Origin of the sequence: Antiquaquibacter soli (assembly GCF_030580675.1) — a bacterium.
Taxonomy (GTDB): domain Bacteria; phylum Actinomycetota; class Actinomycetes; order Actinomycetales; family Microbacteriaceae; genus Rhodoglobus; species Rhodoglobus soli.
This window is the reverse complement of the sequence record NZ_JAUQUB010000001.1, coordinates 889,872-910,731: the sequence shown is the minus strand read 5'-3', so window position 1 is coordinate 910,731 and position 20,860 is coordinate 889,872. Positions and strand designations below refer to the sequence as shown.

23 protein-coding genes are annotated in these 20,860 nt (G+C 69.9%); 12 read left to right on the top strand and 11 right to left on the bottom strand.

The genetic code is table 11. From position 1 onward, the window contains the following. A complete protein-coding gene (locus Q5716_RS04465; RefSeq protein ID WP_305001887.1) occupies positions 1 to 1,407 on the bottom strand; it encodes an amidase in 1,407 nt (468 codons plus the stop codon). Between the two features lie 94 nt (positions 1,408 to 1,501). On the opposite strand from Q5716_RS04465, the gene Q5716_RS04460 reads away from it, so the two are divergent. From Q5716_RS04460 to Q5716_RS04450, 3 genes are read left to right on the top strand one after another with little or no spacing between them, the layout of a single operon-like run. Beyond that, the gene (locus tag Q5716_RS04460; RefSeq protein WP_305001886.1) at positions 1,502 to 1,858 is read left to right on the top strand and encodes a GntR family transcriptional regulator; all 357 of its coding nucleotides are present in this window, start codon (positions 1,502 to 1,504) and stop codon (positions 1,856 to 1,858) included. Further along, positions 1,855 to 2,742 (top strand): ABC transporter ATP-binding protein, encoded by an 888-nt coding sequence (locus Q5716_RS04455; protein WP_305001885.1) that lies wholly within the window; start codon positions 1,855 to 1,857, stop codon positions 2,740 to 2,742. Before Q5716_RS04460 ends, Q5716_RS04455 begins: the two co-directional genes overlap by 4 nt. Continuing rightward, positions 2,739 to 3,506 (top strand): ABC transporter permease, encoded by a 768-nt coding sequence (locus Q5716_RS04450; protein WP_305001884.1) that lies wholly within the window; start codon positions 2,739 to 2,741, stop codon positions 3,504 to 3,506. Before Q5716_RS04455 ends, Q5716_RS04450 begins: the two co-directional genes overlap by 4 nt. Before the next feature lie 27 nt (positions 3,507 to 3,533). Here Q5716_RS04450 and Q5716_RS04445 read toward each other — a convergent pair whose 3' ends face one another. Further along, positions 3,534 to 3,962 carry a VOC family protein gene (locus tag Q5716_RS04445; protein WP_305001883.1) on the bottom strand — a complete coding sequence of 143 codons (429 nt, stop codon included), beginning with the start codon at positions 3,960 to 3,962 and terminating at the stop codon, positions 3,534 to 3,536. Positions 3,963 to 4,050: 88 nt separating this feature from the next. Between Q5716_RS04445 and Q5716_RS04440 the strand changes: the two genes are divergently transcribed. Together Q5716_RS04440 and Q5716_RS04435 are read left to right on the top strand one after the other, a co-directional pair. Beyond that, complete coding sequence (locus Q5716_RS04440; protein WP_305001882.1) at positions 4,051 to 4,380, top strand: DMT family transporter; 330 nt, start codon at positions 4,051 to 4,053, stop codon at positions 4,378 to 4,380. Further along, positions 4,377 to 4,913 (top strand): TetR/AcrR family transcriptional regulator, encoded by a 537-nt coding sequence (locus Q5716_RS04435; RefSeq protein ID WP_305001881.1) that lies wholly within the window; start codon positions 4,377 to 4,379, stop codon positions 4,911 to 4,913. The genes Q5716_RS04440 and Q5716_RS04435 overlap by 4 nt, the downstream gene beginning before the upstream one ends. Here Q5716_RS04435 and Q5716_RS04430 read toward each other — a convergent pair. Genes Q5716_RS04430 through Q5716_RS04405 form a run of 6 tightly spaced genes read right to left on the bottom strand, consistent with a single transcriptional unit; the run spans position 4,891 to position 9,093 of the window. Further along, positions 4,891 to 5,469 (bottom strand): GNAT family N-acetyltransferase, encoded by a 579-nt coding sequence (locus Q5716_RS04430; protein ID WP_305001880.1) that lies wholly within the window; start codon positions 5,467 to 5,469, stop codon positions 4,891 to 4,893. The genes Q5716_RS04435 and Q5716_RS04430 overlap by 23 nt on opposite strands. A gap of 21 nt (positions 5,470 to 5,490) precedes the next feature. Next, the gene (locus Q5716_RS04425; protein WP_305001879.1) at positions 5,491 to 6,306 is read right to left on the bottom strand and encodes an ABC transporter permease; all 816 of its coding nucleotides are present in this window, start codon (positions 6,304 to 6,306) and stop codon (positions 5,491 to 5,493) included. Further along, the gene (locus Q5716_RS04420; protein WP_305001878.1) at positions 6,306 to 7,202 is read right to left on the bottom strand and encodes an ABC transporter ATP-binding protein; all 897 of its coding nucleotides are present in this window, start codon (positions 7,200 to 7,202) and stop codon (positions 6,306 to 6,308) included. Before Q5716_RS04420 ends, Q5716_RS04425 begins: the two co-directional genes overlap by 1 nt. 9 nt (positions 7,203 to 7,211) lie before the next feature. Then, positions 7,212 to 7,892, bottom strand: a complete 681-nt coding sequence (locus Q5716_RS04415) for a uracil-DNA glycosylase (protein WP_305001877.1) — start codon at positions 7,890 to 7,892, stop codon at positions 7,212 to 7,214. Further along, positions 7,889 to 8,602, bottom strand: coding sequence for a Type 1 glutamine amidotransferase-like domain-containing protein (locus Q5716_RS04410; protein WP_305001876.1), 714 nt, complete (start codon positions 8,600 to 8,602; stop codon positions 7,889 to 7,891). The genes Q5716_RS04415 and Q5716_RS04410 overlap by 4 nt, the downstream gene beginning before the upstream one ends. Beyond that, positions 8,599 to 9,093, bottom strand: coding sequence for a phosphoribosyltransferase (locus Q5716_RS04405; protein WP_305001875.1), 495 nt, complete (start codon positions 9,091 to 9,093; stop codon positions 8,599 to 8,601). The genes Q5716_RS04410 and Q5716_RS04405 overlap by 4 nt, the downstream gene beginning before the upstream one ends. A 65-nt stretch (positions 9,094 to 9,158) precedes the next feature. Between Q5716_RS04405 and Q5716_RS04400 the strand changes: the two genes are divergently transcribed. Continuing rightward, positions 9,159 to 10,634, top strand: a complete 1,476-nt coding sequence (locus Q5716_RS04400) for an MFS transporter (protein WP_305001874.1) — start codon at positions 9,159 to 9,161, stop codon at positions 10,632 to 10,634. Here Q5716_RS04400 and Q5716_RS04395 read toward each other — a convergent pair. Beyond that, the gene (locus Q5716_RS04395; protein ID WP_305001873.1) at positions 10,606 to 11,379 is read right to left on the bottom strand and encodes an SDR family oxidoreductase; all 774 of its coding nucleotides are present in this window, start codon (positions 11,377 to 11,379) and stop codon (positions 10,606 to 10,608) included. The genes Q5716_RS04400 and Q5716_RS04395 overlap by 29 nt on opposite strands. 32 nt (positions 11,380 to 11,411) lie before the next feature. On the opposite strand from Q5716_RS04395, the gene Q5716_RS04390 reads away from it, so the two are divergent. Then, entirely contained in the window at positions 11,412 to 12,530 is a 1,119-nt protein-coding gene (locus tag Q5716_RS04390; protein ID WP_305001872.1) for an acyltransferase family protein, read from the top strand. On the opposite strand, the gene Q5716_RS04385 is transcribed toward Q5716_RS04390, so the two are convergent. Next, positions 12,527 to 13,984 (bottom strand): DHA2 family efflux MFS transporter permease subunit, encoded by a 1,458-nt coding sequence (locus tag Q5716_RS04385; RefSeq protein ID WP_305001871.1) that lies wholly within the window; start codon positions 13,982 to 13,984, stop codon positions 12,527 to 12,529. The genes Q5716_RS04390 and Q5716_RS04385 overlap by 4 nt on opposite strands. Further along, positions 13,981 to 14,550: a PadR family transcriptional regulator gene (locus tag Q5716_RS04380; RefSeq protein WP_305001870.1), complete on the bottom strand. Its 570-nt coding sequence runs from the start codon at positions 14,548 to 14,550 to the stop codon at positions 13,981 to 13,983. Before Q5716_RS04380 ends, Q5716_RS04385 begins: the two co-directional genes overlap by 4 nt. A 139-nt stretch (positions 14,551 to 14,689) precedes the next feature. On the opposite strand from Q5716_RS04380, the gene Q5716_RS04375 reads away from it, so the two are divergent. From Q5716_RS04375 to Q5716_RS04355, 5 genes are all read left to right on the top strand, one after another. Further along, positions 14,690 to 16,006: a bifunctional o-acetylhomoserine/o-acetylserine sulfhydrylase gene (locus Q5716_RS04375; protein ID WP_305001869.1), complete on the top strand. Its 1,317-nt coding sequence runs from the start codon at positions 14,690 to 14,692 to the stop codon at positions 16,004 to 16,006. 71 nt (positions 16,007 to 16,077) lie between these two features. Further along, positions 16,078 to 17,277, top strand: a complete 1,200-nt coding sequence (gene metX, locus Q5716_RS04370) for a homoserine O-acetyltransferase MetX (protein WP_305001868.1) — start codon at positions 16,078 to 16,080, stop codon at positions 17,275 to 17,277. 26 nt (positions 17,278 to 17,303) lie between these two features. Continuing rightward, a complete protein-coding gene (locus Q5716_RS04365; protein ID WP_305001867.1) occupies positions 17,304 to 18,149 on the top strand; it encodes a putative periplasmic lipoprotein in 846 nt (281 codons plus the stop codon). A gap of 277 nt (positions 18,150 to 18,426) precedes the next feature. Further along, the gene (locus Q5716_RS04360) at positions 18,427 to 19,590 is read left to right on the top strand and encodes a sensor histidine kinase (RefSeq protein WP_305001866.1); all 1,164 of its coding nucleotides are present in this window, start codon (positions 18,427 to 18,429) and stop codon (positions 19,588 to 19,590) included. Further along, positions 19,587 to 20,840 (top strand): hypothetical protein, encoded by a 1,254-nt coding sequence (locus Q5716_RS04355; protein WP_305001865.1) that lies wholly within the window; start codon positions 19,587 to 19,589, stop codon positions 20,838 to 20,840. Before Q5716_RS04360 ends, Q5716_RS04355 begins: the two co-directional genes overlap by 4 nt. The last annotated feature ends 20 nt before the right edge of the window (positions 20,841 to 20,860 follow it).

Genomic DNA, 20,860 nt, shown 5'->3' with positions numbered 1-20,860 from the left:
CTACCAGTTCGCTGGGTGCCGCCGCTGCCACCTCAGGCGACGCTCGAGCTGCGCGCCGATCGACAGCAGCACGTCCTCTCCCCCGGGGCGGCCGATCAGCTGAACGCCCATCGGGAGCCCGTCCTCCGTGTGGTGCACCGGCAGCACGATCGCGGGCAGCCCGGCGACGTTGACGAAGCTCGTCCACGGCGTGTACTCCACCTGCTGGTCGAAGTTGCGCTCCCCGTCCTCCGCGTCGTACCAGCCGACGGGGCGCGGCGCGAGCGCGAGGGCGGGCGTGAGCACGGCGTCGAAGGGGGCGAAGCGCCGGATGACGCGGCGCTCGTAGCCCGACAGCCAGCTGAGGGCTGCCGTCAGCGTGCGCACCGGAAGGGCGCGCCCGCGTTCGACGAGCCACCTCGTGAGCGGCTCCAGGAGGTGCAGGCGGTCACCGTCGACCGGGATGCCCGCCGCCGACGCCTGCCAGATCACCCGGAAGTGCTCGCCGTAGGGTTCGGTTTCGAGCGAGGTCTCCTCGAGACCGTGGCCGATTGCGGCGAGCTCCCGCACGGCGGCGTCGAGCGCCGCTCGCGCCTCGGGAGCGATCACGATGTCGTGCGAGTCCTCCCACGGCGAGCTCGTCATCACGCCGAGCTGGAACCGGCCCTCCCCGCGCACCGCGGCGTTGAGGTAGGCACCGCCGTCCCACGTGGGCGGGCCCACCGACCAGGGCGAGGGGCCCGCGATCGCGTCGAGGACGAGGGCGGCGTCCGCGACCGTGCGGGCGACGGCGCCGAACGAGACGAGCCCCGCGAGACTCAGGAAACCCGATCCCGACGGTACGCGACCGCGCGACGGCTTCAGGCCCACGAGCCCGGTCGCGGCGGCGGGGATGCGGATGCTCCCGCCCCCGTCCGACGCGGGTGCGACGGGCAGCAGCCCCGCGGCGACCGCGGCCGCCGCTCCCCCGCTGCTGCCCCCGGCACCGAGCGACAGGTCGTACGGAGTGCGCGTCGGGGCGGCGACGAGGGACTCGGTGTAGGAGGCCAGACCGAACTCGGGCGTGCTCGTCTTCCCGAGGCTCACCGCGCCTGCGGCGTCGAGGGTGTCGGCGATCTCGTCGGAGGCCTCCGGCACGAAGTGCTCGAAGGCGCGGGAACCGAAGGTGGTGCGCACTCCGGCGCGCGACCACAGGTCCTTCTCGGCGAGCGGGAGGCCCCAGAGCGCGGCAGCCCGCGGCACGGCGTGCTCGAGAGCGTCGGCGCGCTGGAGCGCGGTATCCCGCGTCACCGTCGTGAAGGCGCCGAGCGCCGGGTCGATCCGTTCGATGCGCTCGAGGTAGTGCTCGGCGAGCGCGCGCGGGCCGAGCTCGCCTCGCCGCAACTGGCCGAGCTGGTCGAGGGCAGTGAGGTCGTGGAGCTCGAACACCCTTCGAGCCTAGGACTTGACATCCGCGACTCGACCTGATTGGTTAGTTACCTGACTAACTAACCCAATAACGGGAGCAGGGAAGGAGGTTTCCATGGACGACTCACGCCCGATCTTCGTCCAGATCGCCGAGCAGATCGAGAACGACATCATCTCGGGTCAGCTCGCCGAGGAGACCCAGGTGCCCTCGACCAACGAGTTCGCGGCCTTCTACCGGATCAACCCGGCGACGGCGCTCAAAGGGGTCTCCCTGCTCGTGGACGACGGCATCCTCTACAAGAAACGAGGAATCGGAATGTTCGTCGCCGAAGGCGCCCGCGAGCGCCTCGTCACCCAGCGCCGAGACGAGTTCCAGGCGGACTACATCCGTCCGCTCGTCGCGGAAGCAGCAAAGCTCGGCATCGGGTCCGCCCAGCTCGCCGAGATGATCAGGAAGGAAGAGAACCAGTGAGCAGCGTCATCGAGGTGCAGAGCCTCACCAAGCGCTACGGCGACCTCGCCGCCGTCGACGACGTGACCTTCAGCGTCGGGGAGAACAAGATCTACGGACTGCTCGGCCGCAACGGCGCCGGGAAGACGACCCTCATGAGCCTGCTGACCGGCCAGGAGTTCGCGACGGATGGCCGGATCTCGGTCTTCGGCGAATCCCCGGTCGAGAACGCCGATGTGCTCCAGCGCATCTCGTTCATCAAGGAGAGCCAGCGCTACCCCGAGGACTTCCAGGCGAGGCACGTCTTCCGTAGCGCGCCCTGGTTCTTCGCGAACTGGGACCCGGACTACGCGGAGCGCCTCGTCGACGACTTCCGGCTCCCGTTGCGCACCCGCATCAAGAAGCTCTCGCGAGGCCAGCTGTCGGCGATCGGCGTCATCGTCGGCCTCGCCGCCCGCGCGCCGCTCACCTTCTTCGACGAGCCGTACCTCGGGCTCGACGCGGTCGCGCGCCAGACCTTCTACGACCGCCTCCTCGAGGACTACGCGGAGCACCCGCGCACGGTCATCCTCTCCACCCACCTGATCGACGAGGTCGCCAACCTGCTCGAGCACGTTCTCGTGATCGACCGCGGCCGCATCATCATCGACCAGGATGCGGACGCTCTGCGCGGCACCGCGACCGCCGTCGTCGGCACGAGCAAGGCCGTCGACGCGTTCGTCGGCTCGCGCGAGGTGCTCCAGCGGGACGGCATCGGCGGACTCGCCTCCGTCACCGTGGCCGGCCTCACGGACCAGGACAAGGCGGCCGCCGTGGCGGCCGGCCTCGAGCTCAGCCCGGTGTCGCTGCAGCAGCTCATCATCCGCAGGACCAGCATGACCGAGAAGGAGGAGGTCGGCGCATGACCGCCGTACTCGACACGACCGCCCGACCGACGGGCGCCGCCCACCGCATCTGGTCGGTGGTCCGGCTGAACACCGCCAACCCGTGGACCACGATCACGCTGCCCTGGATGATCCTCGGCTTCATCTTCGTGATCAACTGGCTGATCTGGTGGATCATCAACACGGCCGCCGGCCCCGAGGGCATGGTGGAGGCCGTCGACGGCCTCCAGTGGAGCGGCGCGTCGATGTTCATCTTCGTCTACATGATGGTCGTGGCCATCCAGTCCGTGAATCTCACGTTCGCGCTCGCGCTCGGCTACGGGGCGACCCGCCGCGACTTCTGGCTCGGGTCTGCGCTGACGTTCGCGCTCCTTGCGGTGATGTACACCGTGGGGCTCACGATTCTGTCGGTGATCGAGGAGGCGACCGGCGGGTGGGGCCTCGGCGGCAGGATGTTCACCGCGATCTACTTCGGGGACAGCGGCTGGACCGGGCGCGCCTTCGCCTACCTGACGCTGCTCGCGCTGGGGTTCTTCTTCGGAGCGGCGATCGGAGCGGTCTACGTGCGCTGGAAGTCACTGGGCGTGACGGTGTTCTTCGCCGTGCTGAGCCTGCTGATCGTCGCCCTCGTCGCCTACCTCACCTTCACCCAGAGCTGGCCCGCAGTCGGCGAGGCGCTCGTCTCGCTCGGACTCCTCGGGGTGTACGCGTGGAGCTACGTCATCACGGTGCTCTGCGCGGTCGTGGGGTTCTTCATCCTGCGCCGGGCGACGCCGCGAAGCTGAGCTCGGGATGCTCGGAAGGGCTTCGACTCACTCCGAGTCGGAGCCCTTCTCCAGTTCCTGGAACGCGGTGATCTGCAGGCCCCCCGGGGCCTCGAGCCGCGCATTGAGGGAGCGCCAGGGAGTCTCGGTCGGGGCGGCGACGAGGTCGGCGCCACCCGCCACGAGCCGATCGGTCGTCACCGCGGCATCCTCGACCTCGAAGGCGACGCGGATGCTCAGCGGATAGCTGCGCGCGACCGGCCGCCCCACCTCGACGTCGTCGATGAGGCGGATCTGCGCGGGGTTGGAGAGTTCCAGGGTTGCCGAGGGCACGGTGAGGATGGCGACCCGCGCGCCGCCCTCCCCCTCGTAGGACTCCGCCTCGGGGAGCCCGAGGACGTCGCGGTAGAACTCGAGGGCGCGCTCGAAATCCTCGGTCTCGACGACGAGGCGCAACTGGGATACGGGATTGCTCATGCGGTCAGCCTAGGAACGCGGGGCGGGATGCGCCGCCCTCCTCCCGCCAAACTTCTGGTACATTTGTACAAGAAATTGGAGGCCACCCATGGGATACCTGTTCCTCGCCCTCGCGATCGCCGGCGAGGTCATCGCCACCACATTCCTCAAGCTCACGTCGGGCGAGAAGGCCGTCTGGTGGGCGTACCCGATCGTCGTCACCGGCTACGTCTTCGCGTTCGTCATGCTCTCGCAGACACTCTCGCGCGGAGTGCCACTGGGCATCGCCTACGCCATCTGGGCCGGAGTGGGGGTCGTCCTCGTCGCCGTCATCTCGTGGCTGGCCTTTGGCGAGATGCTCACGTGGCAGCAACTGCTCGGAATGGCACTCGTGGTCGGCGGAGTCGTGCTGCTCGAGCTCGGCGGGCGGCACGAGTGACCCTGACGCCGAAGGGCGAGGCGCGGCGGGAGGCGCTGCTCGACGCGGTGCTGCGGGTGCTCGAGCGGGACGGGGCATCCGGGGTCACACACCGCTCCGTCGCGGCCGAGGCCGGCGTACCCGTCGCGAGCGCGACGTACTACTTCGCGACGCTCGACGACCTCTTCGTGAGCGCGCTGCGACGAGCGACGCAGCAGCAAGTGGCGCTCTTCGCCGACCTCGGGGAGCACGACCTGCGGGGCTTCGCGGAGGTCATGCACGACTGGGCGTTCACCCACCGGGGTGCGGCGATCGCGCAGTACGAGCTCATGTTCCTCGCGATGCGGCGGGACGCGCTACGGGCCGACGCCGAGGCGTGGTACGGCGCCCTCGAGCACGCGATCGACCCCGAGCGGCTGCATCCGGTGCGCACGCGCGTCACGGCTCACGCGATCGACGGGCTGCTGCTGCGCATGCTGTGGCTCGGTGAGCCGTCGACCGTCGGAGAGATCGAGGCGGCCGTGCGGGAGATCACTTCAGCGATTTCTGCATGAAGACGGTGCCGAGCCAACGGTCGAACTTGAAACCGACGCGCCCCATGTGCCCTGTCTGCTTGAACCCGAAGTCGCGGTGCAGGGCGATAGATGCCTCGGCCCCTTGGTCCGCGATGACGGCAACCATCTCCTTGAGCCCCGCCGCCTTGGAGCGCGAGATGAGCTCCCCGAGGAGCGCCTTGCCGAGACCCTTGCCGGTGGCGGTCGGCCCGAGGTAGATGAAGTTCTCCACCGAGTGCCGGAAGGCCGCCTTGTCCTTCCAGGGGAAGACGTAGGCGAACCCGAGGATCTGGCCCGACGGGCTCTCCGCCACCACGAAGGGATGGCGCTTCTCCTGCGTCTTGGCGAACTTCCGGCGCAATTGGCCGAGGCTCATGACCGAGTCGTCGAACGTGACGCTCGAGTTGCGCACGTAGTGGTTGTAGATCTCCAGAACGTGCGGGAGGTCCTTCTCCGTGGCCTGCCGGAGCGAGTACTCGAAGGGGGCTTCCTCGACCGGCGCCGGCCGCAAGTGGGGAGGGAGCTGCCGACGGGGGGCGTACTCCTCCTCCAGCATCCGATCCTCCTCCGGGTCAGCCTAGGTTACGTCGCGCCGCCAGGTGGTCGCCAGTCCCGCGACCGTGACGATCGCGCCGTACCCGAGCAGCACGAGTCCGCCCTGCCACCACTCCAGGGACTGCACGGCGGTCGTGCCGGTGCCCGACGACGTGAAGATGCTCGAGCCGACGAGTGCGTCGCTCGCGGCGCCCGGCAGGAACTTGCCGACCTCGGCCGTCCAGTCCCAGATCGAGGCACCGAAGCGCAGGATCGGCTCGACGAACTGGGTGAACGCGAGCACGACGACGATCGACCCGACCTGGTTCGGGATGAGGGTGCCGAGCCCCACGCCGATGAGCGCCCACAGGGCCATCGCGAGCACAGCGCGAGCGAGCAGCAGCCAGGTGTCGGGATCGTCGAGTCCCGTCGCGTTGCCGGTGAGCGCGAGCAGCGGAGCGCCGAGACCTACGGATGCCGCGAGCCCCGCGATCCCGAAGACGGCCCCCGCGAGAGCGAGCACGAGCCCCTTGGCGGCGAGTACCACACCGCGCCGCGGCTGCGCGAGGAACGTCGGAGTGAGCGTCTGGTAGCGGAACTCGCTCGTCACGGCGAGAGCGCCGAGGATGAGCGGGAACACGTAGCCCACCGCCGTCGCCGTGCTGTAGACGATCGGCGGGAGAGTCTCGACGGGCAGCTGCGGCGCTCCCGGGCTCGACGCGAGCTGGTCGCCGAGTGCGCCGAACAGCCCAGCGAGGAGGGCGGCGGTGAAGCCGACGTAGGCGACGAGGATGATGAGGAGGATCCACCACAGCCGCACGGAGAGCAGCTTGCGGGCCTCGGACGCGATCGCGCGCATCAGGCTGCCTCTCCGCCGACGAGCTCGAGGAAGACGTCTTCGAGGCCTGCCCGCTCCTCCGTCAAGAGCGTGAGCGCGATGCCCGCGTCGAGGGCGAGTCGCCCGACCTCCTCGGTCGTGATGCCGGTGGCGATCACCCCGGCGTCGGTTGTCGTGACGGCGGCACCGGTGAGGGCGATGGCGGAGGCGAGCCGGGCGCGCTCGGCCGAGTCGGCACGGACTGTCGCACTCGCCTCGAGCCCGTCCAGGTCGCCCTCGTAGACGGCTCGGCCGCGCGAGATGATCACGACGCGGTCGACGCTCTGCTGCACCTCGGAGAGCACGTGGGAGGACACCAGGACCGTGCGCCCCTCGGCGGCGCGATCGCGCAGGAATCCCCGCATCCAGCGGATGCCCTCGGGGTCGAGGCCGTTGGTGGGCTCATCGAGCACGAGCACGGCCGGGTCGCCGAGGAGCGCCGACGCGAGGCCCAGGCGCTGGCGCATCCCGAGCGAGTAGCCGCCGACGCGGCGGTCCGCGTACGGGAGAAGCCCCACGACCCCCAGCACGAACTCGACGCGCGAGGAGGGCAGCCCGGCGGCCGCGGCATACACGCGGAGGTGGTTGCGCGCCGACCGACCGGGGTGGAAGCTCGACGCCTCGAGCGCCGTGCCCACCGTGCGCAAGGGGTCGGGCAGCTGCGCGTACGCGACACCTCCGAACGTCGCGCTGCCGCTCGTCGGCCTCACGAGCCCGAGCAGCATGCGCAGCGTCGTCGTCTTGCCCGCCCCGTTCGGCCCCAGGAAGCCCGTGACCTGACCCGGCTGCACCGAGAACGTCAGGTCGTCGACGGCGCGCACCGCGCCGAAGGTCTTCGTGATGCCGCGGAATTCGATCGTCGTTCCCCCGCTGACCATGACTCCACCCTACTGAGGCAGCCGCCAATCGACAGGGGGCGAACCCTGCTGCGCGAGGAGCTCGTTCGCGCGGCTGAACGGCTTCGAGCCGAAGAACCCGCTCGACGCCGACAGCGGGCTGGGGTGCGCGGATCGGATGATCGGCGTATCGCCGAGGAGCGGCGCGAGGGTCGCGGCATCCCGCCCCCACAGGATCGCGACAAGGGGGCCGCCCCGATCGACGAGGGCGCGAATCGCCGTCTCGGTGACCTCTTCCCAGCCCTTGCCCCGGTGGGAGCCCGAGGCGCCCGCCTGCACGGTGAGCACCCTGTTGAGCAGCATGACGCCGTGGTCGGCCCACGCAGTGAGGTCCCCGTGCGCGACGGGCGGGATACCCAGGTCGTCACGCAGCTCCTTGTAGATGTTCTGGAGGCTCCGCGGGAGGGGGCGAACCGAGCGCTCGACCGCGAAGGACAGGCCGATGGGATGCCCGGGCGTCGGGTACGGGTCCTGCCCGACGATGAGCACCCGCACGTCCGAGAGCGGATAGCTGAAGGCGCGCAGCACGTTCTCGCCCGCGGGGAGGTAGCGCCGCCCCGCCGCTGTCTCGGCGCGAAGGAAGTCCCCCATCGCCGCGATCCGCGGCGCGACCGGCTCGAGCGCGGCCGCCCAGTCGGGCGCCACGAGGTCCGCGAGCGGGCGGGGGCTCACGCGCCGAGCGTCCCCACGACGACGCCCTCATCGCCGGGCGTGATGCGCCAGACGCTGCCCGAGCCGACGACGCGCAGAGCGCCCTCGCCGACGATGAGCACCGTGAACTCGTCGATCGCGACTCCCCCGTCGACGAGGCCGGCCTCGGTCGCCGCGATGAGCCGACCGAGGGTGCCCCACTGGGCCGCGTGCACGTCGATCGCGAGGTCGACGAGGCCGAGCCCCTCGGCGACCGTCACGTCGTCGAGGTCCTCCGCGGTCTCCTCGGGGCATACCGCGACGTCGCCGACGAGCCAGCCGCCCACGATCGCGGCGTCGGCAGCGATCATCGCGCCCGCGGAGAAGCCGAGGTAGGGCAAGCCGTCGGCGACGAGCAGCCGGATCTCGTCGGTGATGCCGGAGACGGCGAGGAGGTACGAGGGCGTGTGCCCGCCACCGATCAGGAGCGCATCGATGCCGCCGAGAACGCGCGACTCGAAGCGCTCCCCCTCCTCGATGAGCTCGACCACCGGGTCGCTCGGCGCGACGCGGGCCAATTGGGCCCGGTAGGCGTCGGCGACCTCCTCATCTGCGCCGACGAGGAGCACGGCGATGCGGGGAACCGTCCGGTCGGACGCGGATGCCCGTGCCGCCGCCTCCTCGAGGAACGCCTCGTACACCTCACCCGCGTAGTCGTCGCTGCGCCCGCCGCCGACGAGATGGATGCTCACGCCGACGCCCCCTCGACGGAGCGCTCCACGGGCGGCAAGGCCGACCACGGGAATGTGATCCACAGCGGCGTCCGCTTCCAGGTGTAGGTGGGCTCGTGCACGGTGCCGGGCTTGGTGTACAGCACGACGGTGCGCACCTCCGCCCCCGTCGCCTCGAGGAGCTGCACGACCATCGCGAGCGTTCGACCGGAGTCCGACACGTCGTCGGTGAGCAGTACGCGCTTGCCGCGCAACGACACCTCGTCGAGGAGCGGCGGCAACAGGACGGGGTCGGGCAGCCGCTGGCCGATACCGGTGTAGAACTCGACGTTGAGCGCGCCGCAACTCTTGACGCCGAGCGCGTAGGAGATGCTGCCGGCGAGCAGGAGGCCACCGCGCGCGATCGCGACGACGACGTCGGGCGTCCACCCGTCGTCCGTGATCACCTGCGCGAGCTCTCGGGACGCATCCCCGAACTCGCCCCAGCCCAGTACCTCGCGCTCGTCGCTCATGCCCTCAACGCTAGCCGCCCCGCGTTGCGGGCGTGTTGCGGCCGCGACCCGCTAGCATCGCGATCATGTCAGTGCTGCGTGGGAAGGCCGCCGGCGTCACGTTCGGCCTCGTGGGTTACCTGTTCCTCGTCGAGCTCGTGAGCGGCATCCTCCAGGGGTACTACGTGCCGATCATCCCGGATCTCGTCGAGCACCTCGGCATCCGCGACGCCGACTTCAACTGGTTCGAGGCGGCCCAGCTGCTGCTGTCGGCGATCGTCGTGCCGGTGCTCGCCAAGCTCGGTGACATGTACGGTCACAAGCGCATCCTCCTGGTCTCGACGGTGCTCACCGCGCTCGCCACCTGGGGACTCGCCTTCACTACCGATTTCACCTGGTTCCTCGTCGCGTTCGCGCTGCAAGGGTTCTACGTCGTGTGGCTGCCGCTCGAGGTCGCTCTCATCTTCGACCGCGGCCGGGTCACCGGCACGGGGGCATCGCAGACCCGTCGGGCCGCGGGCTACCTCGTCGTCGCCCTCGAGGCGGGGGCGATCATCGGCGCCCTCAGCGCGGGCAAGATCTTCACCGCCCTCGGCGATGTGCAGACCACGCTCTACTTCCCCGCGATCGCGGTGACCCTCGTGTTCTTCGCGATCCTGTTCGGCGTGCCGGAGTCGACGCCGCTGCCCGGACGCAGCCTCGATATCTGGGGCTTCGTCGTGCTCACGCTCGGCCTTCTGCTCATCACGTCGGGGCTCACGTTCCTGCGCATCAACGGGCCCGGCACGTGGTGGGTGTACGTGTTCATGATCGTCGGCGTGCTCGTCTTCATCCCCTGGGGCCGCTACGAGCTCAAGCAGAAGGACCCCGCGATCGATCTTCGCGTACTGCGGCAGCCGACGATGTGGCCCGTGCAGCTCACGGCGGGGCTCGTGGGCATCAGCCTGCTCGGGGCCCAAGCGCCCCTCGCCACCTTCGCGGGCACCGACCCTGAGGAGCACGGCTTCGGATTGGGCCTCGACGCCGACGTGCTCTCCTACCTCATCGGCGCCTACCTCATCTCGATGATCGTGGGCGCGCTGCTGTTCCCCCGGCTGTCGAAGTGGTCGAGCCCGCGAGTCGCCCTCATCGTCGCGACGTTCTTCGTCGCGACCGGCTACCTTCTCTTCCTCGTGAACAACGCGACCGTGATCGGCGTCTTCGTGAACATGGCGATCGCCGGCATCGGCTCGGGCGCTCTCGTCGGCGCCCTCCCGTCGGCGGCGGCCGCCGCCGCACCGCGCGGTCAGACCGGCGTGGCCACCGGCCTCACCAACACGACCAAGACGATCGGCGGATCTTTCGCCTCCGCCGTGTTCGCGATCGTGCTCGCGGCCGGCACCGTCGCGGTGGCGGGGCACACGGCATCCAGCTTCCTCGGATACATGACCGTGTTCGCGATCTGCGGTGTCGGCGCGCTCGTCGCGGCGGTGCTGCTGTTCCTCGTGCCGAAGCTCGCGTTCGCCGACGTCGAGGAGGGGCTCCTCGAGGAGGCTACCGAGGCCGCAGCTCGCCCCGAATGACCTTGTGCGGCGCGGCCTGCGCGACCGGCTTGATCGTCACGAGGTCGAGGTTGACGAACGGGGGCAGCTCGAGGGCGTGGACGATCGCCTCGGCGATGTCGTCCGCGTAGAGGGGGTCGGGCACGTTGTCGTAGACGGCGTCGGCCTTGGCCTGATCGCCGCCGAAGCGCACAAGCGAGAACTCCTCGGTCTTCACCATTCCGGGCGCCACCTCGATGACCCGGATCGGCTCCCCCGCGAGCTCGAGGCGCAGCACCGCCGTCATCGCGTGCTGGGCGAACTTCGCCGCGTTGTACCCGCCGCCGCCCTCGTAGGGCACGTGGCCGGCGATCGAGGTGATCATGAGGATGCTCGCGCTCCCGCCCGGCTCGACCCCTGCCCGCAGCAGCGGGAGGAGCGCGGAGGTGACCCGCTTGGTCCCGACGACGTTGACGTCGTACATCCGAATCCAGTCGTCCACGTCGCTGTCCTCGACGGAGGCGAGACCGAACGCGCCGCCCGCGTTGTTGACGAGGGCGTGAACGGGGCCGCTGGCCTCGAGGTGGGCGCGCAGGGCATCCACGTCGCTCTGCTTCGTGATGTCGGCCACGAACACCTCGGCGCCGGTCTCGGCGGCGAGAGCCTCCAGTCGGTCCGCGCGCCGCGCGACCCCGGTCACCTGCCAGCCGTGCTCGCGGAGGAGGCGGACCGTCGCCTCGCCGATCCCCGAACTCGCTCCCGTGACAACTGCGCGACGATCACCCATCCGTCAAAACTAGCGCGGCTAGGGTGGACTCGATGACCGACGCAGCGCCCGCCACCGGCTCCGTGAGCACCGTCCCCGCGAAGAAGCGCGTGCCGTTCTGGGACAACGCCCGTTTCCTCTGCATCGTCCTCGTCGTCACGGGCCACGCGATCCAGCGCCTCACCTACGACTCCGACAACGCGCTCGTGCTCTACCTGTTCATCTACGCGTTCCACATGCCGGCGTTTGCGATGATCAGCGGGTACTTCTCGAAGGCGAGCCCGCCGACCACCCGCACCATGAAGAAGGTGCTCACCGACATCCTTCTGCCGTACTTCATCATGGAGACGATCTGGACGGTCGTGCAGTTCCTCGTCGAGGGCAAGCAGGAGTTCAACCCGTCGAAGCCGAGCTGGACGCTGTGGTTCCTGCTCGCCCTCGGCATCTTCCGTCTCGTGCTGCCGTACCTGGCGCTCATCCGCTGGCCCCTGCTCTGGGCCGTGCTGTTCTCCGTCGGAGTGGGGTACCTGTCGAACGTGGACTCGACGTTCTCGCTGTCGCGGGCGATCGGCATCCTCCCCTTCTTCCTCCTCGGCTGGCAGATCCGCCAGTGGAGGCTCGTCGACCGCTGGCAGCTCGCGAACCGTGTCGCGTGGTGGGTTCGCGGCGGCGCCGTCGTCGTGCTCGGCGCGTGGCTTCTCGCGGTCATCCTCAACATCGACTTCTTCCGGCTCGTCGACCTGCGGTTCTGGTTCTTCTACGACGACTCGTACACCGCGCTCGGCGAGGACCAGTGGTGGGCGGGCTTCGTGCGGCTCGCGCTCATCGTGCTCGCCGTGCTGCTGAGCGCCGCGTTCTTCGTGCTGGTTCCCCGGTCGGCGACGTGGATGACCGGGTTCGGTCAGGCCACCATGTACGTGTACCTCCTGCACAGCTTCGTTCTCTACCCGATCCGGGAGACGGGCATCCTCGGCGGCGAGCACGCGTCGGCGATGTGGCTCGTCGGGCTCGTCTTCGCGAGCATCGCCATCTCGATCGCGCTCGCGAGCCCGCTCGTCCGGCGCGTGTTCCGGCCGCTCGTGGAGCCCAAGCCGCGGTGGCTGTTCCGGGTGCTGGATGACGCGCCCGCGGGCCCCTCGAAGCGCGACCCGACCGGCTCGCGCCGCCGCTAGAAGCTGTTCACCCGCTTCGGGAGAGCGAAGACGAGGGCGAAGGCCGCGATCGCGAACGCGGCGCTCACGGCGAGCGCCGGCGTCGCGGCCTGACCGAACGCTCCGGCGAGGTCGGCCGGCCCGCTAATGGCCCCGATGTTGCCGAAGAACACGCTGCCGATGACGGCGATGCCGACGGCGGAGCCGATGCGCTGCATGGTGCCGATGACGCCGCTCGCCGCCCCGGCCTCCGCCCGGTCGACGGTCGCGACGATGAATCGCGCGTTCGGGGCGATGAACAGCCCAGCGCCGAAGCCGGCGACGAGGAGCGCCGGCAGCAGCTCCCAGTTGGTGAGATCCGCGGTGGGGGTGAGCAGCAGGATGAGGAAGAGGGCGACGAGACCGATCGAGAGCAGACCGTTGCCGATCACGAGCACGGCGCGACCGAGCCGCTGGGCGAGGCGATCGCTCTGGCTCGCCCCGATGATGTTTCCGATCGCGAACGGCACCGAGACGAGGCCCGACTCGAGGGCGGTGTGGCCGAGGCCCGCCTGCCAGAGGATGGAGATGGTGAAGAAGATGCTCGTGAACGCCGCGAAGAACACGAGAGCGAGGATCGTCCCGCCCGTGAAGGCCGGGTGCGAGAACAGGTGCGGCGGCACGAGCGGCTCGACACCGCGGGCGGCGAGGCGGCGCTCCCAGAAGGCGAAGGCGACGAGCAGGAGCACGCCCCCGGCGAGCGACAGGAAGGTCCACAGCGGCCAGCCCTCGTCCTGACCCTGGATGAGCGGCACGAGCAGTGCGACGAGCGCGCCGCTCACGAGCGCCAGGCCGACGACATCCGTCGACAGCTTCTTGCCCTCCGATCCCGACGGCAGCAGCACGATCGCGGCGACGAGCGCGAGGATGCCGATCGGCACGTTGACGGCGAAGATCCAGCGCCAGCCGTTCTCCTCGCCGATCGCCTCGATGAGCAGTCCGCCGACGATGGGGCCGAGCGCCGAGGAGATGCCGATCACCGCGCCCATGATCCCGAACGCCTTGCCGCGCTTCTGGGGCGGGAACATGAGCTGGATGAACGCCTGCACGGGCGGGAAGAAGATTCCGCCCCCGAGCCCCTGCACGACGCGCGCGATGATGAGGTGCGTGCTGTCCGGCGCGAGACCGCACCACACGCTCGCCCCCGTGAACACCGCGAGGCCCGTGAAGAACACCCACTTGTGCCCGAACCGGTCTCCGATCCGGCCCGCGGGGATGAGCACGAGCCCGAAGGCGAGAGCGTAGCCGGAGATGATCCACGAGAGCGTGGCCTCCGAGGCATCCAGGCTCGTCCGGATCGTGGGCAGCGCGACGTTGACGATCGTCGTGTCGAGCAAGGCCATGAACATTCCGGCGAGGAGCACGACGAGGGCAAGCCACGCGCGACGGGGCGTCACCGTGATCGGGGACGCAGGAGCGGAGGCGGGAGCGGTCATGAGTGGGGTCCTTTCCGGGACGACTCGTCTGCGAGGATCGCCGGGAGCGCCTCGAGGAGTTCTTCGTGGAATGCGATCTCGCCGCGCAGTCGATGCAGGTCGTGCCGCACGACGTGCTGCTCGGTGAGGGTGAGGTACTGGGCGATCCGCTCGATCCTGATCTCGTCGGCGGCGAGCATCCCGCGCAGTTCGGCGAGCCGCCCCTCCAGGGTCTCCCGCAGGTCGTCGAGGTTCTCGGCGCCGAGTCTGGCCATGGCCAGGTCGAACGGGTCGGGCCGGTAGTCGATGGTCTCGAGCGCCGCCGATCGGATGCTGCGGAGCGATTCCCGTCCCGCGGGGGTGATCTCGAACACCTGCCGCTCGGGGTAGTTGCCCTCGCGCTCTACCCGCACGGGTGCGATCAGACCCTCGGCAGCGAGGCGCTTGATGGCCCCGTAGACCGCTCCGGGCGTGACATCCGCCCACTCGTCGATGTGCTCCTCGTCGGCCACGAGCCGCAGGGCGTGGCCGTGCAGCGGGCCGCGCTCCTCGAACGCGCTCAGGATGAAGAGTCGGATGGACGACACGCGACTACTCTTGCACGACTAGTCGCTGGAGAGCAAATGGTTACGCCGTGTTTCCGACGCCGTTGCCCGGGGGATGCCGCCTGCCTAGGCTCACTACGCACGGGCGGCACTGCCCGCCCCCATGAGTCAAGGAGCAGTAATGTCCGACTGGAAGTTCGAGACCAAGCAGGTTCACTCCGGCGCCCAGGCCGACCCCACCACGAACGCCCGCGCGACGCCGATCTACAAGACGACCTCGTACGTGTTCAACGACACCACGCACGCGCAGAACCTCTTCGCGCTCGCCGAGTTCGGCAACATCTACACGCGCCTCATGAACCCGACCACCGACGTCGTCGAGCAGCGCGTCGCCGCGCTCGAGGGCGGCACCGCGGCCCTCGCGGTCGCCTCCGGCTCGTCCGCTATCACCTACGCGGTGCTCAACATTGCGAACTCCGGCGACCACATCGTCTCGTCGTCGTCGATCTACGGCGGTACCTACAACCTGTTCAAGTACACCCTCGCCAAGCTCGGCATCGAGGTCACGTTCGTCGAGAACCAGGACGACGAGGCGGAATGGGCAGCGGCGGTGCGTCCGAACACGAAGCTCTTCTTCGCCGAGACGATCGGCAACCCGAAGATCAACGTGCTCGACATCGCGAAGGTCGCCGGCGTCGCGCACGAGAACGACGTCCCGCTCATCGTGGACAACACGATCGCCACGCCGTACCTGATCCGCCCCTTCGAGCACGGCGCCGACATCGTCGTGCACTCGGCGACGAAGTTCCTCGGCGGCCACGGCACCGTCATCGCCGGCGTCATCGTCGACGGCGGGAAGTTCGCGTGGTCGCAGCACGTCGACAAGTTCCCCGGCCTCACCGAGCCCGATCCGAGCTACCACGGCGCGAGCTACACGGGCGTTCTCGGCGACGGCATCGCGTACGTCATCAAGATCCGCGTGCAGCTGCTTCGCGACACGGGAGCGGCGCTCTCCCCCGACAGCGCCTTCGCGCTCATCCAGGGCATCGAGACGCTCAGCCTGCGCATCGAGCGCCACACCCAGAACGCCCAGGACATCGCCGAGTGGCTCGAGAACCACCCCGACGTCGCCTCGGTCAACTACTCCGGCCTGCCCTCGAGCCCGTGGTACGCGGCAGCGAACACCTACGCCCCCAAGGGCGTCGGCGCGGTCCTCTCGTTCGAGCTCAAGGGCGGCGTCGACGCGGGCCGCGCGCTCGTCGAGAACGTCGAGCTCTTCAGCCACCTCGCCAACATCGGCGACGTGCGCAGCCTCATCATCCACCCCGCATCCACGACCCACTCGCAGCTGACGCCGGAGCAGCAGCTCACGACCGGTGTGACGCCGGGCCTCGTGCGCCTGTCCGTCGGCATCGAGAACGTCGAGGACCTCAAGGCAGACCTCGAGGCCGGCTTCGCGGCCGCCCGCAAGGTCGCCGCCGCCAACGCCTCCGCGTAACCTCCTCCTCAGCAGGGCGTCCGTGTAACAAACACGGACGCCCTCGGCGTTTCCGGGATACTGGAGACGACATGGACTGGCAGACCCCCGAGGACACCGTTCCCTCCGCTTTCATCAGCGAGGCCAACGCGCGCTCCCTCATCGGCAAGCCCCCCGTCACCGGGGCGTGGCGCGAGGGCGACCCCGAAGGCATCCGCCAGTTCCTGTCCATCGGCGCACTGCCCCTCGAGCGCGGCGGCGAGCTGCCGGTCGTGCGCGTCGCGTTCGAGACGTTCGGCACCCTCAATCCCTCGGGCACGAACGCAGTGCTCATCGTGCACGCCCTGACGGGCGACAGCCATCTCATCGGAGACCCGGGGCCCGGGCATCCCACCGGCGGCTGGTGGGGCGGGATCGTCGGCCCCGGCAAGGCCGTCGACACCGAGAAGTGGTTCGTCGTCGCACCGAACATGCTCGGCGGCTGCCAAGGCACGACCGGCCCCGCGTCCTACGCCCCGGACGGCCGCGAGTGGGGATCGCGCTTCCCGTTCATCACCATCCGCGACCAGGTCGCAACCCAGCTCGCCCTCACCGAGGCCCTGGGGATCCGGAAGTGGGCGGCCGTCATCGGCGGCTCGATGGGCGGCATGCAGTCCCTGGAGTGGGCGATATCGAACCCGGACCGCCTCGAGCGCGTCGCCGTGCTCGCTGCCCCGGCCATTTCCAACGCCGACCAGATCGCACTCAACTCGGTGCAGCTCGAGGCGATCCGCATGGACCCGCTGTTCGCCGGCGGCGACTACTACGACGCCGAGGAGGGCCCGCACCAGGGCCTCGCGCTGGCCCGTCGGATGGCCCTGCTCAACTACCGCTCCCCCACCGAGCTCAACGACCGGTTCGAGCGCAGCTGGCAGAGCGGCATCAGCCCGCTCGGCGGCGGCGGCCGGTATGCGGTCGAGAGCTACCTCGACTACCACGGCAACAAGTTCACGCGGCGCTTCGACGCCAACAGCTACATCGCGCTCGTGCAGGCGATGAGCTCGCACGACGTGGGCCGCGGTCGCGGCGGGACGGTGGATGCCCTGCGCCGCGCCACCGCGACGGCTCTCGTGCTCGGCATCGACAGCGACCGGCTCTTCCCCGTGGCCGACCAGCGGCGCATCGCCGCCCACCTTCCGGCCAACCTCGACGGCACCGAGCCCGTCGTCATCAGCTCCCCGTTCGGCCACGACGGCTTCCTCATCGAGGACGCCCTCGTCGGGGACCATCTGCGTCGGCTCCTCGAGTCCTGACGTCAGCGCAGCCCTATCATCGAGGAATGGCTCGGGCGATCGGCGTTCTCCTCGCGCTCGCGGTCGTGCTCACGGGATGCTCGGCGCCGTCGACCGCGCTGCCGGCGGGCATCACCGTCTCCGTGTTCCAGACCCGCTTCGACGGAGCGCTGCACCAGCTCCAGATCCGGGTCGCGAACGGCACCGCCGACGCCCTCGAGGTGACCGGGGCGACGTTCGAGTCGAGCCGGTTCGCGGAGCCCGCGTCGTTCGACCGGGCGCAGACCGTGCCCGCCGGGAGTGCCCGCGACCTCCCGGTGCTGCTCGGCGACCCCGAGTGCGGCGACGAGCCGATCCGGGACGCCGTCGAGCTCTCGTTCTCGCGCGCCGACGGTTCCCCCGCGACCGCCGTCGTCGTGCTGGAGGAGACCGACATCGTGACGGCGATCAACGAGAAGGACTGCCTGGATGCGGCCGTGGCATCCCATGCGACCATCACGCCCCCCGCTGCGGCCTCGTGGACACCGGGCGCCGGCGCTCCCGCACAGCTCGACTTCACCGTCACACCCACAGCCGCCCCGGGCACCCTGACGGTCCGCTCGGCGCGCGACACTCCCCTGCTGTCGCTCGTGGATGACTCGGGCTCGCACGTCACCGAGCTGCGGCTCGACGCAGTCATCGACGCCGACTCCGGCGCCGTGCTGCTGAGGCTGCTCGTCGAGCCCTCGCGCTGCGATCCCCACGCCATCGCGGAGGACAAGCAGGGCACGCTCTTCCCGTTCGACGTCGACACGTCGGACGGCCGGGCGGGTCGCATCGTCGTGCCCGTCTCCGATGACGTGCGCTCGAGCCTGTACGACTTCTTCGCCGACTACTGCGGTCTGCCCTACTGAGCTCGGCTTAACGAGGGCGGGGCCGCAACGCGATAGCTGCGGCCCCTGGCAACCCCCCGGTCGGACCGGCACGTGCTGTGAGCCGGCCCCGGCGTCGAATTCGGGTTGGGACGCCGGCCGTCGTCCGGGGCTAGGTCCCCGGTCGACTCGATTTGTGTGGTCTGCGATCGTGATCGCGTACCCCTCTTGTACTAGTGACTGTACCGTGCCGATCCGGGGTACGACGCTCGGTGCGCCACCCCCAATAGTGGGGCACGGTGTGCGAGCATGAGGGCACATGGACCTCATCGCGAAAGAACGCGACCGTCTGTTGCAGCGCACCGCACGCGTGTACGGCCTCTGCTTCACGGTCGTGTCCCTGGTGTGCCTGACCATCCCAGGCGGCATCGACATGCTCACCTGGGTGCTGTGCTTCCCCTTCTACGCGCTCATCGGCTTCAGCCAGTACCGGGTGGGGGTGAGCAGGTCGCGCCGGTGGGTGCTGCTCGCGATGGGCGCCGGCATCGGCATCCTGCTGCTCATCTCCCTCGTGAGCACCGTCGGACCGGGCCCGTCCGCGATCTCGGCCGCGACCTCGCTCGGTGCCGGCTCCCTCGCCTCATTCGCCGTCGTACTGACGACCGAGCCGGTGCGGCGAGTGATGCTCGGCCTCTCGTTCGTTGCGGTCACGGCGCTGACGACCGTGCTGCTGGCGCCGTTCCAACCGCCTCTGCGCGTACTGCCGCTGCTCGTGCTCGGGTGGCTCCTCGCGACCGTCATCGGGTTCTGGATCAGCGCCGGGGTGCCGCAGGCCGCTCGCCGCATCGCGAGCATCGGCCGGGCCCACCGGGCCGAGCGGCAGGCGAGCGAGACCGAGGCCCAGCGTCGCCAGGGCGCCCGGCTGCTGCACGACACCGTGCTCGCCACACTCACGCTTCTCGCCCACTCGGGGGTCGGGGTGGCCCCCGAGGCGATGCGCCAGCAGGCGGCCGACGATGCCCGACTTCTGCGGCAGCTCCGGCTCGGCGCCACACCCACGCCGCAGTCCTCGGGCGTCTACAACCTCGAATCGAACGAAGAGACGGTGCTCGGCACCACCCTCGAGTCGGTGAAGCAGCGCTTCGGCCGCATGGGGCTCGAGGTGAGCTGGCACGGAACCGGGCAGGTGCTGCTGCCGACGCACGTGCTCGACGCGTTCCTGCTCGCTCTCGCCGAGTGCCTCGAGAACGTGCGGCGGCACTCGGGCGTCACCGAGGCGCACGTCACCATCACCGACGACGAGACGACCGTGCGCGCCATGGTCACCGACTCGGGAGTGGGCTTCGCCCTCGACGACGTCGACTCCGCGCGACTCGGTTTCAAGGAGTCCGTCGTCGCGCGGCTCAAGGAGGTCGGCGGCAAGGCGCGCCTGTTCTCCGCCCCCGGCTCGGGAACGACCGTGGTCCTGGAGGTGCCGAAGTGAGCTCAGCGATCCCCGAGGAGAACACCCTCGGCGTCATCATCGGCGGCAAGTCGCGGCGGCGGGAGGCGGATGCGACGCGCCGCGTCATCCGTGCGGCCACGCCGCGCCGCTCGAGCCTCGGCACGGGGTTCATCGGCATCGGGGCGGCCGTCGTCGTCGCGCTGCGCGCCGTGTACGGGTTCGTGTGGTTCCTCGGACTCTGGGACGTGTACCCCAACCCGTACCCCGCTCTCGCGGCGTGGCTCGTGCTCATCGTCACTCTCGTGGCGACCTTCGTCACCGCCCGGGTGAGCGGCGACCTGCTGCCCGACTGGGCGTTCGTGCTCTTCCTCCTCGGCCTTGGCGCGAGCGTCGCACTCGACCTGTACGCGGTCTGGCCGCTCCACAACGTCGGCTTCTACACGACCGCCGCGGTGACGGCCGGTATGGGACTGCTCATCGTCGTCACGCTGCGGCGCACGGTCGACGTCCTCGTCTCGGTGGGCGTGCTCGGCGCCGCGCTCGCCACGGCGATGATCGTGAACACGGCCTGGAGCGCCGACACGGCGAGCGGCCAGATCACAACCCTCGCGTTCGCCGTGCTGCCCGCCGTCATCGGCGTGTTCGTCGTCTCCGGGTTCCGACGGCTCGTCCAGATCGAGCTCGACCGAGTGCTCGTGCAGTCCACGGTGTCGGCCCCGCGGTTCGCCGTCGGGATGCTCGCCTCCGAGGAGCTCGCCCGGCTCGACCTCGCCGCCGAGGAGCTGCTCGACAGCGTGGCGACCGGCAAGGTGAAGCTCCCCCTCGACCCGAAGACCGCGAGCACGGCCGCCTCCCTCGCCACGGAGCTTCGCCTGCACCTCATCGAGGGGCGCCGCGAGACGTGGCTGTACCACGCGATCACCGAGTCCGACCTGCTCGGCAAGGCGGTCACCCTCACCGACAAGGGGTCCCTCGCGGGGCTGCTCGACCCCCAGCAGCGCGACGGGCTCCTGTCCACCGCGTGGCTGCTCGTGAGCGACAGTACGAAGGCGAGCGCCGCCCGGACCGTGGCCCTCGTGATCGGGCCGGCAACGGCATCCGTCGACACCCCCCAGGGGCGCAAGATCTCCGTGCCGATCGTCATCACGACGACGGGCGCGCCGCGCAACCGCGTCGACCCGGCGACATGGGAAGCTATCGGTCGAGTCGGCAAGTACGTCGACTCGACCGAGAACCAGAGCCTCCGAGTGGAGATCCAGGCCCTCGTCGACAACCCCGCGGACCAATGACCGAACACCCAGCGAAGGAA

Bases quoted from the DNA above. Each gene is read 5' to 3' on its own strand.
- metX (WP_305001868.1), top strand. From the start codon at position 16,078: ATGGACTGGCAGACCCCCGAGGACACCGTTCCCTCCGCTTTCATCAGC.
- Q5716_RS04385 (WP_305001871.1), bottom strand. From the start codon at position 13,984: ATGACCGCTCCCGCCTCCGCTCCTGCGTCCCCGATCACGGTGACGCCC.
- Q5716_RS04425 (WP_305001879.1), bottom strand. From the start codon at position 6,306: ATGCGCGCGATCGCGTCCGAGGCCCGCAAGCTGCTCTCCGTGCGGCTG.
- Q5716_RS04375 (WP_305001869.1), top strand. From the start codon at position 14,690: ATGTCCGACTGGAAGTTCGAGACCAAGCAGGTTCACTCCGGCGCCCAG.
- Q5716_RS04360 (WP_305001866.1), top strand. From the start codon at position 18,427: ATGGACCTCATCGCGAAAGAACGCGACCGTCTGTTGCAGCGCACCGCA.
- Q5716_RS04395 (WP_305001873.1), bottom strand. From the start codon at position 11,379: ATGGGTGATCGTCGCGCAGTTGTCACGGGAGCGAGTTCGGGGATCGGC.
- Q5716_RS04450 (WP_305001884.1), top strand. From the start codon at position 2,739: ATGACCGCCGTACTCGACACGACCGCCCGACCGACGGGCGCCGCCCAC.
- Q5716_RS04400 (WP_305001874.1), top strand. From the start codon at position 9,159: ATGTCAGTGCTGCGTGGGAAGGCCGCCGGCGTCACGTTCGGCCTCGTG.
- Q5716_RS04365 (WP_305001867.1), top strand. From the start codon at position 17,304: ATGGCTCGGGCGATCGGCGTTCTCCTCGCGCTCGCGGTCGTGCTCACG.
- Q5716_RS04420 (WP_305001878.1), bottom strand. From the start codon at position 7,202: ATGGTCAGCGGGGGAACGACGATCGAATTCCGCGGCATCACGAAGACC.
- Q5716_RS04430 (WP_305001880.1), bottom strand. From the start codon at position 5,469: ATGCTGGAGGAGGAGTACGCCCCCCGTCGGCAGCTCCCTCCCCACTTG.
- Q5716_RS04460 (WP_305001886.1), top strand. From the start codon at position 1,502: ATGGACGACTCACGCCCGATCTTCGTCCAGATCGCCGAGCAGATCGAG.
- Q5716_RS04440 (WP_305001882.1), top strand. From the start codon at position 4,051: ATGGGATACCTGTTCCTCGCCCTCGCGATCGCCGGCGAGGTCATCGCC.
- Q5716_RS04390 (WP_305001872.1), top strand. From the start codon at position 11,412: ATGACCGACGCAGCGCCCGCCACCGGCTCCGTGAGCACCGTCCCCGCG.
- Q5716_RS04405 (WP_305001875.1), bottom strand. From the start codon at position 9,093: ATGAGCGACGAGCGCGAGGTACTGGGCTGGGGCGAGTTCGGGGATGCG.
- Q5716_RS04445 (WP_305001883.1), bottom strand. From the start codon at position 3,962: ATGAGCAATCCCGTATCCCAGTTGCGCCTCGTCGTCGAGACCGAGGAT.